General features: G+C 39.2%; 14 protein-coding genes. 3 read left to right on the top strand and 11 right to left on the bottom strand.

Annotated elements, in window-relative coordinates; translation table 11 throughout:
* Positions 1-3: 3 nt before the first annotated feature.
* Genes JW841_08945 through JW841_08930 form a run of 4 tightly spaced genes read right to left on the bottom strand, consistent with a single transcriptional unit; the run spans position 4 to position 3,794 of the window.
* Positions 4-2,292 carry a response regulator gene (locus JW841_08945; protein MBN1961062.1) on the bottom strand — a complete coding sequence of 763 codons (2,289 nt, stop codon included), beginning with the start codon at positions 2,290-2,292 and terminating at the stop codon, positions 4-6.
* Positions 2,289-2,726 carry a hypothetical protein gene (locus JW841_08940; protein MBN1961061.1) on the bottom strand — a complete coding sequence of 146 codons (438 nt, stop codon included), beginning with the start codon at positions 2,724-2,726 and terminating at the stop codon, positions 2,289-2,291. Before JW841_08940 ends, JW841_08945 begins: the two co-directional genes overlap by 4 nt.
* Before the next feature lie 10 nt (positions 2,727-2,736).
* Positions 2,737-3,288 carry a chemotaxis protein CheW gene (locus tag JW841_08935; GenBank protein MBN1961060.1) on the bottom strand — a complete coding sequence of 184 codons (552 nt, stop codon included), beginning with the start codon at positions 3,286-3,288 and terminating at the stop codon, positions 2,737-2,739.
* Positions 3,289-3,344: 56 nt separating this feature from the next.
* Positions 3,345-3,794, bottom strand: coding sequence for a response regulator (locus tag JW841_08930; protein MBN1961059.1), 450 nt, complete (start codon positions 3,792-3,794; stop codon positions 3,345-3,347).
* Positions 3,795-4,058: 264 nt separating this feature from the next.
* Between JW841_08930 and JW841_08925 the strand changes: the two genes are divergently transcribed.
* Entirely contained in the window at positions 4,059-5,885 is a 1,827-nt protein-coding gene (locus JW841_08925) for an ATP-binding protein (GenBank protein ID MBN1961058.1), read from the top strand.
* 154 nt (positions 5,886-6,039) lie between these two features.
* Here JW841_08925 and JW841_08920 read toward each other — a convergent pair whose 3' ends face one another.
* Genes JW841_08920 through JW841_08905 form a run of 4 tightly spaced genes read right to left on the bottom strand, consistent with a single transcriptional unit; the run spans position 6,040 to position 10,515 of the window.
* Positions 6,040-6,993 carry a DUF4340 domain-containing protein gene (locus JW841_08920; GenBank protein ID MBN1961057.1) on the bottom strand — a complete coding sequence of 318 codons (954 nt, stop codon included), beginning with the start codon at positions 6,991-6,993 and terminating at the stop codon, positions 6,040-6,042.
* Positions 6,993-8,849 carry a Gldg family protein gene (locus tag JW841_08915; GenBank protein ID MBN1961056.1) on the bottom strand — a complete coding sequence of 619 codons (1,857 nt, stop codon included), beginning with the start codon at positions 8,847-8,849 and terminating at the stop codon, positions 6,993-6,995. Before JW841_08915 ends, JW841_08920 begins: the two co-directional genes overlap by 1 nt.
* A 2-nt stretch (positions 8,850-8,851) precedes the next feature.
* Complete coding sequence (locus JW841_08910) at positions 8,852-9,574, bottom strand: ABC transporter permease subunit (protein MBN1961055.1); 723 nt, start codon at positions 9,572-9,574, stop codon at positions 8,852-8,854.
* Positions 9,571-10,515, bottom strand: coding sequence for an ABC transporter ATP-binding protein (locus JW841_08905; protein MBN1961054.1), 945 nt, complete (start codon positions 10,513-10,515; stop codon positions 9,571-9,573). The genes JW841_08910 and JW841_08905 overlap by 4 nt, the downstream gene beginning before the upstream one ends.
* Before the next feature lie 121 nt (positions 10,516-10,636).
* On the opposite strand from JW841_08905, the gene JW841_08900 reads away from it, so the two are divergent.
* A complete protein-coding gene (locus JW841_08900; protein MBN1961053.1) occupies positions 10,637-12,253 on the top strand; it encodes a SurA N-terminal domain-containing protein in 1,617 nt (538 codons plus the stop codon).
* 26 nt (positions 12,254-12,279) lie between these two features.
* Positions 12,280-13,644 carry a DNA repair protein RadA gene (gene radA / locus JW841_08895; GenBank protein ID MBN1961052.1) on the top strand — a complete coding sequence of 455 codons (1,365 nt, stop codon included), beginning with the start codon at positions 12,280-12,282 and terminating at the stop codon, positions 13,642-13,644.
* A gap of 114 nt (positions 13,645-13,758) precedes the next feature.
* Here the strand turns inward: radA and JW841_08890 are convergent, their stop codons facing one another.
* From JW841_08890 to JW841_08880, 3 genes are all read right to left on the bottom strand, one after another.
* Positions 13,759-13,920, bottom strand: coding sequence for a hypothetical protein (locus JW841_08890; protein MBN1961051.1), 162 nt, complete (start codon positions 13,918-13,920; stop codon positions 13,759-13,761).
* 187 nt (positions 13,921-14,107) lie between these two features.
* The gene (locus JW841_08885) at positions 14,108-14,434 is read right to left on the bottom strand and encodes a hypothetical protein (GenBank protein ID MBN1961050.1); all 327 of its coding nucleotides are present in this window, start codon (positions 14,432-14,434) and stop codon (positions 14,108-14,110) included.
* Between the two features lie 5 nt (positions 14,435-14,439).
* Positions 14,440-15,036, bottom strand: a complete 597-nt coding sequence (locus tag JW841_08880) for a type IV toxin-antitoxin system AbiEi family antitoxin domain-containing protein (GenBank protein ID MBN1961049.1) — start codon at positions 15,034-15,036, stop codon at positions 14,440-14,442.
* Positions 15,037-15,170 lie beyond the last annotated feature (134 nt).

Below are 15,170 nucleotides of genomic sequence, written 5' to 3'. Positions count from 1 at the left end.
GTATTAATTTCCGAGTCTACGTTTAAGGGTATCGTGTAACGTTTTTTCTGAAAATTGAGTTTTTACGATATATGCATCAGCACCAGCTGATAGAGCACGGCGTTTATCGGTATCGCTGCCCCGGGTTGACAAGACGATTACCGGTAGTGTTCGCCAACGACTCTCGGCGCGTAGACGGCTAGTCAGCGCAATACCATCCATTCGTGGCATATCAATATCGGTTAACACAAGATCAACATGTTCTTGCGCAAGCAGAGAAAGTGCTTGCTCTCCGTCTGTTGCTTCAATGATACGATAACCAAATGATACTAAAATACGGGCAACCATGGCGCGGGTGATTGCAGAGTCTTCAACAAGCATAATACTTTCAGTTTTGTAAGTAGGAGAAGATGTTGAAGCTTCATAAACCATTTGTTTGCCAAGAGCGCGTACAACTAACTCAGCAGGATTAATAATTAATGCGCTTTTACCTTCATCAAGAATGCAAGCACCTGAGAATAGTCGTGTAGTTTCGAAAATAGTGCCCAAAGGCTTAATAATTACTTCAGTATCTGTAAGTTCACGACTTATAGTTATAGCAACACGAGATGATTCATGTGCGATAATTGCCGCACGTTTTTGTTTTAGGTTGTCGCTATTACCATTTTCAACTACGCTGGCAAAGGCGACGAGTGGAACGGGATTATCCTCGAAACGAATAGTGGGGCGACCATCGACATATTCAAGTTTGGTATGATCAACTTCAATAATAGCTAAAATAGAGTTACTTGGCATGGCATAACGTGCAGTCTGTGTATGCACTACTAGTACACGAGTTAATGCCACCATTAAAGGTACTCGTAATTCGAAACGTGTACCGATACCTAATGAGCTGGTTACTCGTACTGAACCACCGAGACGTTCAACTTGGCTTTTTACAACATCTAGCCCAACACCGCGTCCAGATGTTTCAGTGGTTATAGTACGAGTTGAAAAACCAGTGCGAAATAAATAGGCGATGGCTTCTTGGGTTGATAGAGGGTCACTATTTTCGTTTAATAAACCTAAAGAGATAGCACGTTGTTGTACTTGTTGTGGATCAATGCCTGCGCCATCATCTGCAATAGTAATTAGTACCATGCTAGCTTCTTGTGAAGCTGTTAGTTCAAGATGTCCTTCTTTTGATTTACCAGTTTGTTCTCGCTGTGCGGGAGTTTCTATACCGTGGTCGATAGCATTACGAACAAGATGTAAAATAGGTTCAGCGATTGCATCAACAACATGTCGGTCTAAAGATACTCCACGATGGGTAATAGTTAATGCTACAAGTTTATTATGCTCATGGGCTAATTGACGAGTTGGTCTAGAGTATTTTGCAAATAATCCAGAGATTGGGACTAAGCGTAACAATCGTGCACGGTATTCCAATTCGCGTGCTTCTTGTACCCCTTGTCGAATCATATCCCGCATCATTATGACTTCAGACTGGATAGAAGTAGCAAGATTTTGTAGTTGAAGGAGGCATTGTTCATTAACACTATGATGATAGTTATTATTGGTATTGTTTTTTAAATGAGTAACATTTGCTAACTGGGTAGTTATAGGATCGAGTTCTTGGCAAAGTTGATCTAGGAGGTCAATATGTCGATTATAACGTTCATGAGCAACAACGGCTTCACTGGTGGCTTCTGAAAATTTAGCAACTAAACTAGCATCAACTCTTATTGAAGTTTCAGAAGTTACAGCAAGAGTTGTTTCTTTTTTATGACCTGATTGATGAGATAATTTTTCTTTATTGCTAACGGTAGCTGCTGTAGTAATCACTTCATTGTTATTAATATAATTTTCAGCACTTTCTTTCTGTGTTACAGTGGTAACTTTATTACTACTAGTGTTGCTTGAAGAAGCTGTTTTTGCTTCTTTTTTAATCAGAGTATCAAGTTTTGCAAATAGATCTTTAAAACCTGTTTCAGCCCTGCCATCATCGCCTTCTTCTTGTGAAAGCGAAGTCATAGCATCAAGAGCTGCAAGAATAGCGTCACCATAATCTGGAGTAACCTGAAAAGATTGTTCCTTTGCAGAAATTACAACATCTTCAGTGCGATGTGCTAAACGACTTAAAGTTACAAAACCCATCATTTTTGCTTCACCTTTAAGGGTGTGCAATTCGCGAAGCAATCCTTCTAGGAGTTCTTGATTTTCCGGCTCGTTTTCTATGGTTATCCAAGAAAAAGTTATACGTTCGACACGCTCATGCACAGAACGACGAAATTCTTGCAATAACTCTATGCGAGCTTGTTCCATTGAGGTCATCTTACACTCCGATGAGTATCAATACTTTCGGGTGTTGCAGATAACTCAATCCATATCGCTAATTGTATGGGATCATTTTGTGAATGATTTACATTTAATACTACGATACCCTTTATCCATGGCGCACAACCACAGAGACGAAGTAATGCCGGCAGCTGAAAAAATCCACTTACATCAAGAGAAATGACTTCAATATTTGCATGAGTACATAACCAGGTGGGTTTTTCTTTAATGATCACTTGCAGCCAATATTCACGTTGGTAATTTGAGGTATTTTTGTTCTCGTGTAGTAGAGTATCAACGCTAATAAAAGTTGAGGGAGAATTAAATGAGAGGACCTCTAGGCTTGATGCAATATTTTTTACTTCATCAGCAACAACAACATAACGATGGTTTGCAAAGCTAAGCAGCAAACAATCAGCATTGTCTGACATTAACTGCTCCCTAGCTGTTATTACTTGTTTGTTGTTGATTAATTAGTGAGGCGATAATTTCATTAGTATTTAATATAGTCGTTGGACCATTAGAGGAATCAAATATCCCTACTCTGCCAATAAGAGTCCCATTATGGTTGTCTGCAACATCTCCCACGGTAGTATGAATAGCGTTTGCAGCAATTGATTGTAGTCCAACAACGGAGTCTACTAAAATCGCAATTGCTGATTGCGTACCTTCAATAACAACGAGGCGAGCATTATTGTTATTATGAATAGAATTAATATCTGGGGTGTCTTGAGATACAGGTGATGATACTTGTAGCCATTGTTGAAAATCGACAGCAGCAATAAATCGCCCTTGTATATGAATTATTCCTAATATGAATGTTGGGGCTGTTGGTACTGGCATAGGAGTTAATGGCAACGCTACATGAACTACGTTTTGAGCAGCAAAGGCATATAAACCGCTAGCTAGTTTGACCACCAAAAATTGGTGCATATCAACTTCGTTTTGCTCTTTAGTTTCGGGAAGATCAGGTTGTCGTCCCTCGATCTTCATAAGAGTACTCCTTAAGCATATAATTTAATACGTTAGATATTTAGATATTTAAATATTTATAATTTTTCTTTTTTGTCCTCATTAAATATTATATGTTTTGATGAATTTAAATCCGCTGATTTTCTCATGGATGTTTTTGAACGTGTAAATAATCTATCAAATTGAGCGAGAAACAATGCATCATCAGAGGTTTTGGTTATTGCTCCAATGGCGCCGCTTGTACGTGCCTTTTCTTGCAATACTATCAATGGTTCTGATGAATGTAAGATAACTGGGATGTTAGTATTTTTGCGAACTAATTCACTTAAAGCGTCACCATTAACTGCAGGCATCTTTAAATCAACAATAACAATAGATGGTGCAAAATCATTGATAGCTTTTAAAGTGCCAAGTGCTTCATTGCGAGTAGCTACTTCAAAACCAGCTTTTTCAAGCCTTTGTTTGAGTAACTTTAGTACTAAGATGTCATCATCAATTACTAATACTCTACCTTTTTGTTTTTCCACGTTGGTTACCATGTTACAGTTTTGTAGTTCACCAAACTCTTAATATTATAAACGTACCATTTTTTGATTATGGTTAGGAAAATTTATTTGTATATTTAGAAATATTAATAATTACGGTGAGTTATGATTTATAAAAATTGTCTGTTAAAAACCTACATCAGTACCATGAATGAACACTTTCATCGTGAACGTTTTTTTTATAAATACTAAAGCCAATATCAGTATGAATGAAAAAAGAATTTTCGATCAAGAAAGGCTATTACCATGCCACAGACTAAGCCAAATTGGCCAAGTTTTGCAGAAGAATTAAAAAGGCGCTATCTCAAAGGAGAAGCCAGCGAATTTGTATTGCATGGTAATGTGCATGATTTAGTTTTTTATGAAGATACTTTTTATAGTCTCGCCGATTTTCTTAGTAAAATAGTATTAACTCCATCACGCGAAATAATTATGCAATATAATATTTATTCAGGGGTTAAGTTTGTTAAAAAAACGTTTGCCATCAGTGAACTTGAAGATTTAATATTAGAAAAATCACCAACCAAAATTTTACCAGCCATTGAAAAAATACTACATAACAAAAAAAAAGTGGCGCTTATTTTCGAATATGCCGAAATGGTATTACCTGTTGGTGATGCAAACTTTTTTTCAGATAGTGATCGTCAAAGTATAGTAGCGTTACATCGTTGGTCGATGTCACCTCTCATTGAGCAATCAGACAATATGGTACTTTTAGTAACAGAAAATCTTAGCGAATTAAATCCGAAGATCGTATCAAATCCAAAATGTGCTACCTTACATGTACCACTGCCGGACTCACTTACACGTGCTATGGTAATTGAAAAAATTGCCTCTAAATATGATGAAGCTTTTAAACAAAGATTGGTAGAAGTTACCGCGGGGCTTAAGAATGTACAAATCAAGGCACTATTAGAACCTTTGCCGCATGGTCCCGATGATCCAGCCCTGCAATTAGAGCGCGAACGATTTATTACAGCATTGTTAGGCAATACATTGTCAGCTGAAACACGCGCAAAAAAACTTGCTGAGATCACAACGGGCATGAGTAATGAAGAGATTAAAAACCTTGTTGCCCCAGAAGCACAATCACCTGCTGATGATGAAGGTAAAGGTGACTTGCTACGTTTAATTTATAAACGTAAGCGCGAAATTATTGAGCGCGAGTGTTTTGGATTGATTGAATTCGTAGATAGTCAACATGATTTTAGTGTCGTTGGTGGAATTGCAGAAATAAAAAATGAACTCCAAACCATTGCGACAAACATGCGAGAAGGTCGTAATAGTCGTTGTCCCATGGGGTTATTATTTACTGGACCAATGGGTACAGGAAAAACTTTTGTAGCTGAAGCTTTTGTAAAAGAAACAGGGCTTACTGCAATCAAATTAAAAAGTTTTCGCTCAAAATGGGTTGGTGCTACTGAAGCCAATCTTGAGCGAATATTATCGGTAATAAAAGCTATGGGCCAAGTAATCGTAATAATTGATGAAGGTGATCGAGCTTTTGGCAATCAAGCAAGTGAAAGTGATGGTGGTACTAGTTCAAGAGTAATCGGACGCATTAAAGAATTTATGTCTGATACTGCAAATAGAGGTCGAGTATTGTTTATTTTAATGACCAACCGTCCGGATAAACTCGATGTTGATATTAAACGAGCTGGCAGACTTGATAAAAAAATACCTTTTCTGTATCCACAAACCACAGAAGAAGTTGAGGCTGTAGTTAAAGCCCAGATAAAGAAAAACGACTTCAATTCTCAAGTAGTTTTTCCTCAAGATCGCCAAGCAGTATCCCAAAAATTAGTTGGTTACTCAAACGCTGAGATTGAAGCGGTGGTATTATTGGCTGGGGAATATGCAAAAGAAGTGGTAATTACTGCTGAACATTTTACTAATGCTATTCGTGATTACTTGCCAAGTCGTGATACAAATATGCTCGAATATATGGAACTCATTGCAGTATTTGAAGCATCAAATCGCAAGATGTTACCAGCAAAATATGCAACGATTGATGTTTTAGAACTGCAAAAACGTCTCAACGAACTTAAACTGCAAGTGGGGTATCGGCGTTAATAAAGGTAATTAAAAGGTCGCTGCGCTTAATGCTTACAAGCTAAAGATGGTAACAATATATTAAAAGTAGTTCCTTGTTCTAATATATCCCAATAGCCATTAACTAGCTTAAAAACATATATACTTTTAAGGCTATCGCGAGCTAACATTATTATCAACGCGATTCGTTTAATACTGAGCTGATATCTTTTATTAGGGAGTCGGCGGTTATTTTAGAGATTTTCACAGGTGCATCATAGTCACTATCTTTGGCGATTGCACTATTGTTTTCAGCAGCCCAAATACTAATATTTCCGAGAGATTTTTTATCGTCAAACCACTCAACACGTAGAGCTGGCAAGGTAGCAGGAACTTGATCTGCGAAACCATTTATTCGTGTTTGCATTAGGCGATCTAACCAATTGGTAGCTTGTTTGAGTTGTGTTTCAGGTTCAGCAGGGTCGGCAAAAAAAGTTTTTTTACGATTCTCCGCGAAATGTTGAATTAATTCGCGTTTTTTTGAATCGCTATAAATTATTACCTTCTCAATTGTATCAGGCTTTGCAATAATTAATCGTCGTTCGATAAGTCCATTGCCCACCCCTTTAAAATTGTTAAATAGAGAGGTTTTTACTAGGTATACATGCTTATCGGCAGCTTTTACATAAGTGCTGCCAGAACCAAAAGCACTATTTCCGATTTGAATATCGTGTTGTTTATTATCAATATGCAATGAGAGTTTAGTTTTCGGATCTACTAATCCGAATTTTACAAGCTCTGCATCTGTGGCAATACCAAGATCTCGTGCAGCACTGAATGGTACTAAAGCTGAAAAAAGTTCTTGGGCTTTTTCATTGGCGGGATAAACCTCAGTAGTAGTTTTTTGCTCTTGGGTAGCTGCAGGTTTTGGTTTTTTTGTAATAGCAACCTTAATACTATTATCATGGCGTTTAATACTGATGCTAGCTTGATCATCAACCCAATTTATTTCTTGCGTTTGTTCAGGTTCACCAGAAATTATCTTGATGTCTGAATTATTTGAATTAGCAGTTGGTTTTTGCCAAGCTACTAAAGCGAGACTAATCGCAAAAATTGCCAGACCACCATGAACCAAATTCGCGCGTTGCATTATGATTGTCTCCGCTTTTTATTTATTCGTATCGTAAATAGCCCTAAAGTGAGGATAATGGCAGGAGCAGCAAAACTAACGCCATAAAACCACACCGTATCATCACTGCGTTTATGTACGATTGCGACATCATCTTCGCTGGTTGTTGGTCCAACTAACTCTTCTTCACCCACCAACCATTTAATACTATCTAGCATAAAATAGGCATTGCCCATATTACCAATGACACCATTAGCAGCAACATCAGCATCGCCAACCACAATGGCGCGCATGATTTTGTTGTTTGAATGATTTGTATCAGAGTTTTTGCCGTTTGGATTTTTTACCGGCGATATTTCTTTTTCAATTGCAATAGCTAGTTCACTGATTGAATGCTTTTCACGGTCTTTATCAAATTTTCCATTATTATTTAGATCAAGCCAACTGTCAGTTGTGCTGTGAATAGTGAAATTTTGTTTCAGTTCTTTATCATCAGGTGCAGTTTTAACAATAGCTCCCGCACCCAAAAAGACAACCGCAAGTCTGCCAGCGGCTTTACTTAGTGTGGTTACCGAAGGATGCGAAGAAGCGCGAATAGTTGCAAAATTATATGGACTATTACCACGCCCCGAAATTCTCACAGTAGCACGTTCATTAGCAACTAATGCTTTAGTTACTTGCATACCCAAAGTAGCTAATAATTCATCTTCACTAACTCCATGGTCTGGATCTAAAAGTGCTAAAAGGCGACCGCCATCATTAAGATAGTTTTTTATAGCAATACGTTCACTTGGTAAAAATGGTTCAATGGGACCAGCAATGATTATTAAACCTGCATCTTTTGGGATTTCACGATCTAAACCTTCAGCAATACCTAAGCGTTTACAAGTTAAGCCCAAAGATTCTAAAATCATTTTAAGATTTGATAAACCTGGTAGTTTTTCTTCGCTAGTACTAGCACTAAAATCACGTTCCATATGACCGGTAGTGAAATAAATTGTTCGTGGCGGTCGTGATAATTTAAGCAAACGCTGTTGCACCTCGTTATCTAACTTGCGTAATTTGTGGCGTGCCGATTCCATTTCGAGCCCAATAGCTAACGTTTCATTAAGGTTACCTTTAGCAAAGACAATATTACCGTTATTGCGCACTTTAAATTCTTTAGCCAAATCGGGAGCACGAGCTTGATCGACAATTTCAAGTTTTATCTGCGGACTTAAATTAGCTAATGATTGCAGATATTCTTGAGCTTGTTCCATTGCTTCATTGTAAGGTACCGTAAATAGCAATATACGTATCGGTTCTGATAAATTACCGACTAAGTTTTTGGTGGCATCGCTTACTGCCGAAATGTGAAAATAAGAAAGGTCGATTTTGCGATTCCATTGTGAGGCAGTGTAATTTAGTGCGGCAAATACAATGAAAGAATAGACAATTATACGAGCTGAGCGTGCTGCCAGCTTTACCCGCCATAACTCAAGCATTGGCGCGCCGGTCATACTAGCTATAGCTAATTCAATCGCCAGGGCAGGAATAAGGCCTAATAATATAATGAACGGCCATGCAACATTATACACCGCACGAATATTGGCATATTGTGCGCTATCAAAAAAATTGTGTGCGATTGCGTAAATTATAAGACCAAAAATACATATGCCATATGCCCAAAGCGCGGTGCTAGCGGCGGCACGGCTTTCTCTATTGGTTTCATTTGTGTGTCTTATTATTCGTAATATCGCAAGCAGTATGGCAAATATTAAAAGGGCGCCGCCGGCGAATAATGTAAATAAACGAGCGTTATCGTTAAGAGTGCGCATGGCGATATAAATCGCCATTAGACCAAGAAAAAAATGAAGAAGTGGAGATTTTCGTATCATGGCTAACGCCACCTCCGGGTTTCAAGAACACGGGTGGTCATAGTGAGAGAAACATAGATAAGTGATAAATAAAAAACTAAATCTTGTACGCTAATAAGCCCACGCATAAAGGGGCGAAAGTGCTTATTATGCAAGGATAGATATGCAAGAATATCTTCAAGCGGAGGGTCGGCAATTTTTGATAAGGCCCATAAAAGGATAAATATAAGCACCACGCCGCTGCCCAGGATTACGGCAACTAGTTGATTAGGTGAAACTGCCGAACACAACAATCCCAAAGCTAACGTACTACTGGCAAATAAAATTACGCCTAAATAACCTGCAAAGAGATGGCCTAACGAAATTTTACCGTGCACTAAAATAAGAAGCGGCATGTAGATTGATAAGGCGTTTAGTACGACTAAAAATATTACTCCACCTAAAAACTTACCTAAGACAATTTGCCAATCGCGTAATGGGGATGTTGCTAATAGCGCTAACGTACCACTCTGACGTTCTTCGGCAATTAACCGCATGGCTACAAAGATGCTAACCGCAGCGGTTATGCCACCAGACCAAAAGAAAAAGGTTTCTAAGACTTCACTTGATTTGTGTTGCCCGATAAGGGCGAAAGCATTGAAAGCTAAACCTTCAAGCCCCAAGGCAACAGCTATCATAATGTAACCGACAGGTGAGCGTAGATATACACCAAGCTCACGTCGTAGCAGGTACCAAACATTACTCATTTTGCTACCTCATCAGTGTTTGGAGTCGTAGTTAAAGACATAAAGATATCTTCAAGTTCAATATGATCACCTTCAATACGACGTAGCCCCAATCCAGCTTTAATGACGGCACTAGATAGTTCTTCACGAATATCGTGATCTAATTCAACTTTCGCTTGGATTATTCCGTTAGTATCACTAAGAATAGTGTGTCGTTTAACATCAGCTATATTATTGAGAGTTTGTTCAAGCGCGGTTTTACTGCCACGAACTTCAATTGCAACATTGATCGCTGCTGAAATTTTACGTGCCAACTCTTGTTCACTACCCTCTGCAATTATTTTTCCTTGATCGAGTAGTAATAAACGATCACAAGTTTTTTCTATTTCAGAAAGCAGGTGGCTTGAAACGATAATAGTATGTTCATGAGCCAAACCACGGATTAATTGGCGCATATGTACAACTTGCGCTGGGTCAAGACTTGAAGTTGGCTCGTCAAGCAATACTAAAGCTGGTTTATTAACTACGGCTTGAGCTATACCAACGCGTCGACGAAAACCCTGTGACAAAGTGTCAATGCGATCATTACGTACTGATTCAAGATCAGCAGCTATTAAGGCTTGCTCAACATTATCGTTTATCGGTCCACGCAAACCCTTGATTCGCGCCACGAAACTTAAAAAATCAGTAACGCTCATTTCGGGATATAGCGGCGGCGTATCCGGCAAAAAGCCAATTTGTGCCCGTAATGACTCTGGATTATCGCGCAAATCGATATCAGCAATACGTACGCGCCCAGCAGTAGGTACTAATAAGCCGCTGAGAATTTTTAAGATTGTCGTTTTTCCGGCACCATTACGCCCAAGTAGACCAACAACCTCACCTTTTTTTATAGAAAAAGTAAGGTCAGAAACAGCCACCTTGGCACCGTAATATTTAGAAATATGTTCAGCAATAATCATGTCTCTCACCTACGCATGCGCTTTTTTTCATATAGATGCATTTTGGGCAAGAGGTATAAGTTCATATTGATGTATTACAAACTCTTGCCCGATTTTGCTTTGACGAGTTATAGGGCAACTCATGCTTGATATAATCCGACGACATCAGAAATCTTGGATCACTTATTTAATTTTTGCGGGCATTATAGTTGTTTTTGCCGTCAACTTCGGGCCAGGCTCAGGAAGTTGTCACAATGGTGGCGCGGTTAGTTATGCCGCGATGGTTAATGGCGAATATATTGCGCAACAGGATTTTGCCATTGCCTACAGCCATCAGCTTGAGCAGATGCGACGCCGCGCCCAGGCTAGTAATTTTGATTTTACTGAAGAGATGGCCCAAAGAATGGGTTTACACCATCAAGTGATCGATGGCCTTATTAATAACAAGCTGCTTGCTAGAGAGGCTGAGCGCTTGGGTCTGCGGGTTTCTGATGCTGAGTTACTCGAATATTTGCATAATTTATATAAGGTTAAAGACGTTGATGTCTCTGACTATCGTAATTTTGTTGAACGTAATTTTCGCACTTCGGTACAGCGTTTTGAGCAAGAGCGCCGCGATGAATTATTAGCTCAAAAAGTGGCACAATTTTTACAAGATAGTGTAACCGTAAATGATAATGAATTACGTGATGATTATATGCGTAATCATGATCGCGCTAAAATCGAGTATGTAAAATTCGATGTTGCTAGTGCAAAGCTTGTTGAACCGACCGCTGCTGAAATTAAGAAACTTATTGAAAGTGAACCGCAAGCCATTAGCGATCGTTACCAAATTGATGCAGCTCTTTATCGTACTGCCGAAGAGCGTCAAGCACGACAAATAGTGTTAAATGTTGCAAAAGATGCTTCTGAGGCTGATATTGCACGTTTGCGCTCTAAATTAATAACGTTAAAAGAGCAAATTTCTTCTGGTGCTGATTTTGCAGCGCTATGCCAAGAATTTTCACAAGATGATGCCACTAAGGCAAAAGGCGGTGATCTCGGTTGGCATAAACGTGGTGATTTAGCCCCCGAAATCGAAAAAGCAATATTTTCTTTAGCAGCCAATGAAATAGTCAAAGAGCCGGTGCGTTCAAGTGATAATTTGTATTTAATTCAGTTAGTGGCGATCAAACCATCGCAATTAAAGCCACAAGCCGAAGTACAAAATGAGGTGGCTGCAAGTATTTTGCGGGAACGCTCGGTAGATCAACAGCTTTCTGTTGCGGCTAAAGAATTATTAGAAAAATTAAAAAATGGCCAAAAGTTTGAAACCCTCACTATAAATTCAAGCAAAACCAAAAACGAGCCAAAAGAAAAGATGGCTAAGAAGACAAACGATAAAAAAGATAAACCTGATATAACGCTGCAGCGCCATGAAACAGAGTGGATTACCAAAACGCAAGAAGCATTACCGCAAATTGGTATAGCTCCTGAACTAAAAGATGCAGTTTTTACTTTAAGCAAAGAAGCGCCTATTGCGCCTAAGACTTATAAAGTTGGCAAAGCGTACTATGTGATGGTTTTAAAAGACCGTGAAACTCCAGATGTTACTAAATTTGAAAGTGAAAAAGACTCGTTACGCGAACAAGCACTTTGGTCTAAACGAAATCGCGTTTTTCAAGAGTGGATGCAGCATTTGCGCTCACTAGCACGAGTTGAACTTAATCCCGCCCTTTTTGCTGATAGTCGTCAAAGTGCAAACCCAGACGAAGGCTAAAATTTTTAATTGGGGGAAATAATATTATGGCAAAGGCCCGAAGGGTCTACATATGTCAATCTTGTGGTCATGGCGAACCTAAATGGTTGGGGCGTTGTCCGACCTGTGGTGAATGGAGCACTTTAGTCGAAGAAGTTATCGACTCAAACCTTAGTGCTCCAACGTCTAAGGGGGCCTTTAGCAATAAAGCAGTATTACTAAATGATGTAGCTGATGCGGGTACCACCAGATTAAGTACTGGCTTAATTGAATTTGACCGAGTTCTTGGTGGCGGTTTAGTAAAAGGGGCGTTGATACTGGTTGGTGGTGACCCAGGTATTGGCAAATCTACTTTACTAATACAAGCTGCAGGTTGCATTACTGCCAAAGGTGAACGCGCTTTATATGTGAGTGCCGAAGAATCACCACAACAGGTAAAGATGCGCGCGGCTCGTTTAGGTATTACAGCTTCTGAGCTTTATCTGCTTGCCGAAACCAATCTTGAAAGTGTCGAAGCATCAGTGCGTGAGTTAAATCCACGGGTATTAATAGTCGATTCTGTGCAAACGGTGGGTATTGGTGAAGTAAGCAGTCCGATTGGTTCGGTTACCCAAATCCGTGCGGTATCTCAGCGTTTACTTAACTTAGCAAAAAGCACCGACCTTTGTGTGTTTGTTGTCGGTCATGTTACTAAAGAAGGTGCTATCGCCGGGCCTAAAGTAATGGAGCATATGGTAGATACGGTGCTTTATTTTGAAGGCGAACGCAGCGGCCCTTATCGGATTTTACGTGCACATAAAAATCGCTTTGGTTCAGCGCAAGAAATAGGCATTTTTGAAATGCTTGCTGAAGGGCTAACCCCGGTGGCTAATCCTTCTGAGTTGTTTTTATCACAACGCGCTCAAGGTTCAGGGGCAGCAGTAGTTACTTCACTAGAAGGTTCGCGCCCTATATTGCTTGAAGTACAAGCGCTTACCAGTCCAACATTATATGGTAACCCTCGTCGCACGACTATCGGTATCGACGCACAGCGTGTAGCTATGTTGTGCGCGGTGTTAGAGCGTCACAGTGGTTTTGCTACTTCTGCCTTAGATGTTTATGTCAATTTAGCCGGTGGTTTGCGCATTAATGAACCCGCTCTTGATTTAGGGGTGATGTTAGCTTTGGCATCGACCACGAGCAAAAAAGTCATACCATTTGATCTCGTTGCCATAGGTGAAGTTGGTTTATCAGGTGAAGTACGAGCAGTTGGGCAACTAGCAGCACGAACCGCCGAGGCCGCCGCTCTTGGTTTTCGTCGAGTTTTAGTGCCCGATGTTGATCTTAAACGCTGGCGCGGCAAAGCCGCAGACATTGAATTGGTTGGGGTCGCTACAATTGGCGCGGCCTTAGATGCGGCGGGTTTGTTCTAAAGGAAAGGTATCCCGACATAATTCGATTAATATACGTTCAAGCGCGCTTTTACCTTGCACTGGTTTGTGAGCGAGTAAATGATGTACTGCATGAACAAGATGACTTCTTACGAGTTAAGGAGTAGGTTGAAAGATAGAGCCTTCGTTATTTAATGCTGGGTGAGCGCAAAGGTTGCGATCTTCTTTAAGTTGTTCAATATCTCTTAATTCATTGGGTGAGAATAGATCAAACTCTTGTGCCTTTGTTAATATTTCATTTTCAATTCTTTGTAGCAATGGAATATTTTTTGATTCAATTGCTACTAGACCGCTTGAGCGAAAAATTAAGAGTGTGATAGTAAAATTAGCTGACCCTACACAAGTTTTGTATGATGTCATTAATGCTGGTGGTGAAGATCGTATAGATACAGCTGAGAAAATCCGCGAATGGATAATAAACTACCACAAAATTATTTAGCAACTATTAGCGTTTGCAAGTGGCATCATTAATTTGTTGTTCAATAATTTTTAAGCTTTTTAATATAGTATCAAGAGAAGGCGGTTCATGTATAAACATGCCATTATTAATCATTTTTTTATAATCTTTATTTAATTCATCTAGCATTGTATCCTTTGGAATTAAAATGAAATTACCATTTAAACAATCATCATATTTTGAATGTGAAGAACTAAAAAATATTTTTTTATGAGCAACAACGTTTTTAAGTAATTGTATATCAGATAACGCACTTTTTCCGATATCATGCTCTGATAACATTTTTTGATCGAGATCAAAATATTTTGTAGTCATTATTATTATGTTTGTTTTAAAGATACCACAGCATCAGACATCCAACTGGGCATGGTTGCTTGAGCAGCATGCAAGGCCTTTAATTCGCTTGGTTCAAGCTTAGCAATAATTTGCTCGACTATATTTTTTGTAATCCCGCGTTTACCCAAATACCAAAGCGCCGTAATTGCTTGACCTGCTGGCCTATGAGCTAAGACAAGCTTGCGTGGAGATACATGTTTTATGATGATTTTTAATTTGCCAAATTTTAGTTTTCTAGTCGGCCCCTCAGTGTAAAAAACTGCTTGGGTTGGTGTTTGTGTAGACAAGCCAAAACGACGCAAAGCCTCGGCCCCGTTTATACTAATTTTAGCTCCAACGGTTTTAGCCACAGTTTCAGCTATTTTAAATGGAGTTGGCGGTACTGTACCTATAAAAGCATTTTTTTTGGGGCGTACGAAGACACCGCGAGCAACACGTTCAATAAAGCCTGACTTAACTAAACGCGAAAGCGTTTGGTCAATAGTGGCTCGTTTACCATACTTAAGAAAAATAGAAGATAGAAACGGTTTACCCAGAGCTATTTTATTAATGTGTTGGCGAATATGAGAACTGGCATGCATAATGTCAGATATATAACATATAAATCTGACAGTTGTAAAGCATAAAAAGTAAGTTCTCAATAAATACTGGCGAAACATGGGTGTCATCTCGAACGTAGTGAGAGATCTTTTTTATGCTTTTAAATATAAGATTT

The sequence above is a fragment of the Deltaproteobacteria bacterium genome, from assembly GCA_016931625.1.
In the GTDB taxonomy this organism is placed as follows: domain Bacteria; phylum Myxococcota; class XYA12-FULL-58-9; order XYA12-FULL-58-9; family JAFGEK01; genus JAFGEK01.
The sequence above is the reverse complement of the archived record's forward strand: the minus strand, read 5'-3'. Positions and strand labels throughout refer to the sequence as shown.

Bases quoted from the DNA above. Each gene is read 5' to 3' on its own strand.
- JW841_08915 (MBN1961056.1), bottom strand. From the start codon at position 8,849: ATGATACGAAAATCTCCACTTCTTCATTTTTTTCTTGGTCTAATGGCG.
- JW841_08900 (MBN1961053.1), top strand. From the start codon at position 10,637: ATGCTTGATATAATCCGACGACATCAGAAATCTTGGATCACTTATTTA.
- JW841_08940 (MBN1961061.1), bottom strand. From the start codon at position 2,726: ATGTCAGACAATGCTGATTGTTTGCTGCTTAGCTTTGCAAACCATCGT.
- JW841_08920 (MBN1961057.1), bottom strand. From the start codon at position 6,993: ATGCAACGCGCGAATTTGGTTCATGGTGGTCTGGCAATTTTTGCGATT.
- JW841_08885 (MBN1961050.1), bottom strand. From the start codon at position 14,434: ATGACTACAAAATATTTTGATCTCGATCAAAAAATGTTATCAGAGCAT.
- JW841_08945 (MBN1961062.1), bottom strand. From the start codon at position 2,292: ATGACCTCAATGGAACAAGCTCGCATAGAGTTATTGCAAGAATTTCGT.
- JW841_08880 (MBN1961049.1), bottom strand. From the start codon at position 15,036: ATGCATGCCAGTTCTCATATTCGCCAACACATTAATAAAATAGCTCTG.
- radA (MBN1961052.1), top strand. From the start codon at position 12,280: ATGGCAAAGGCCCGAAGGGTCTACATATGTCAATCTTGTGGTCATGGC.
- JW841_08910 (MBN1961055.1), bottom strand. From the start codon at position 9,574: ATGAGTAATGTTTGGTACCTGCTACGACGTGAGCTTGGTGTATATCTA.
- JW841_08925 (MBN1961058.1), top strand. From the start codon at position 4,059: ATGCCACAGACTAAGCCAAATTGGCCAAGTTTTGCAGAAGAATTAAAA.
- JW841_08935 (MBN1961060.1), bottom strand. From the start codon at position 3,288: ATGAAGATCGAGGGACGACAACCTGATCTTCCCGAAACTAAAGAGCAA.
- JW841_08905 (MBN1961054.1), bottom strand. From the start codon at position 10,515: ATGATTATTGCTGAACATATTTCTAAATATTACGGTGCCAAGGTGGCT.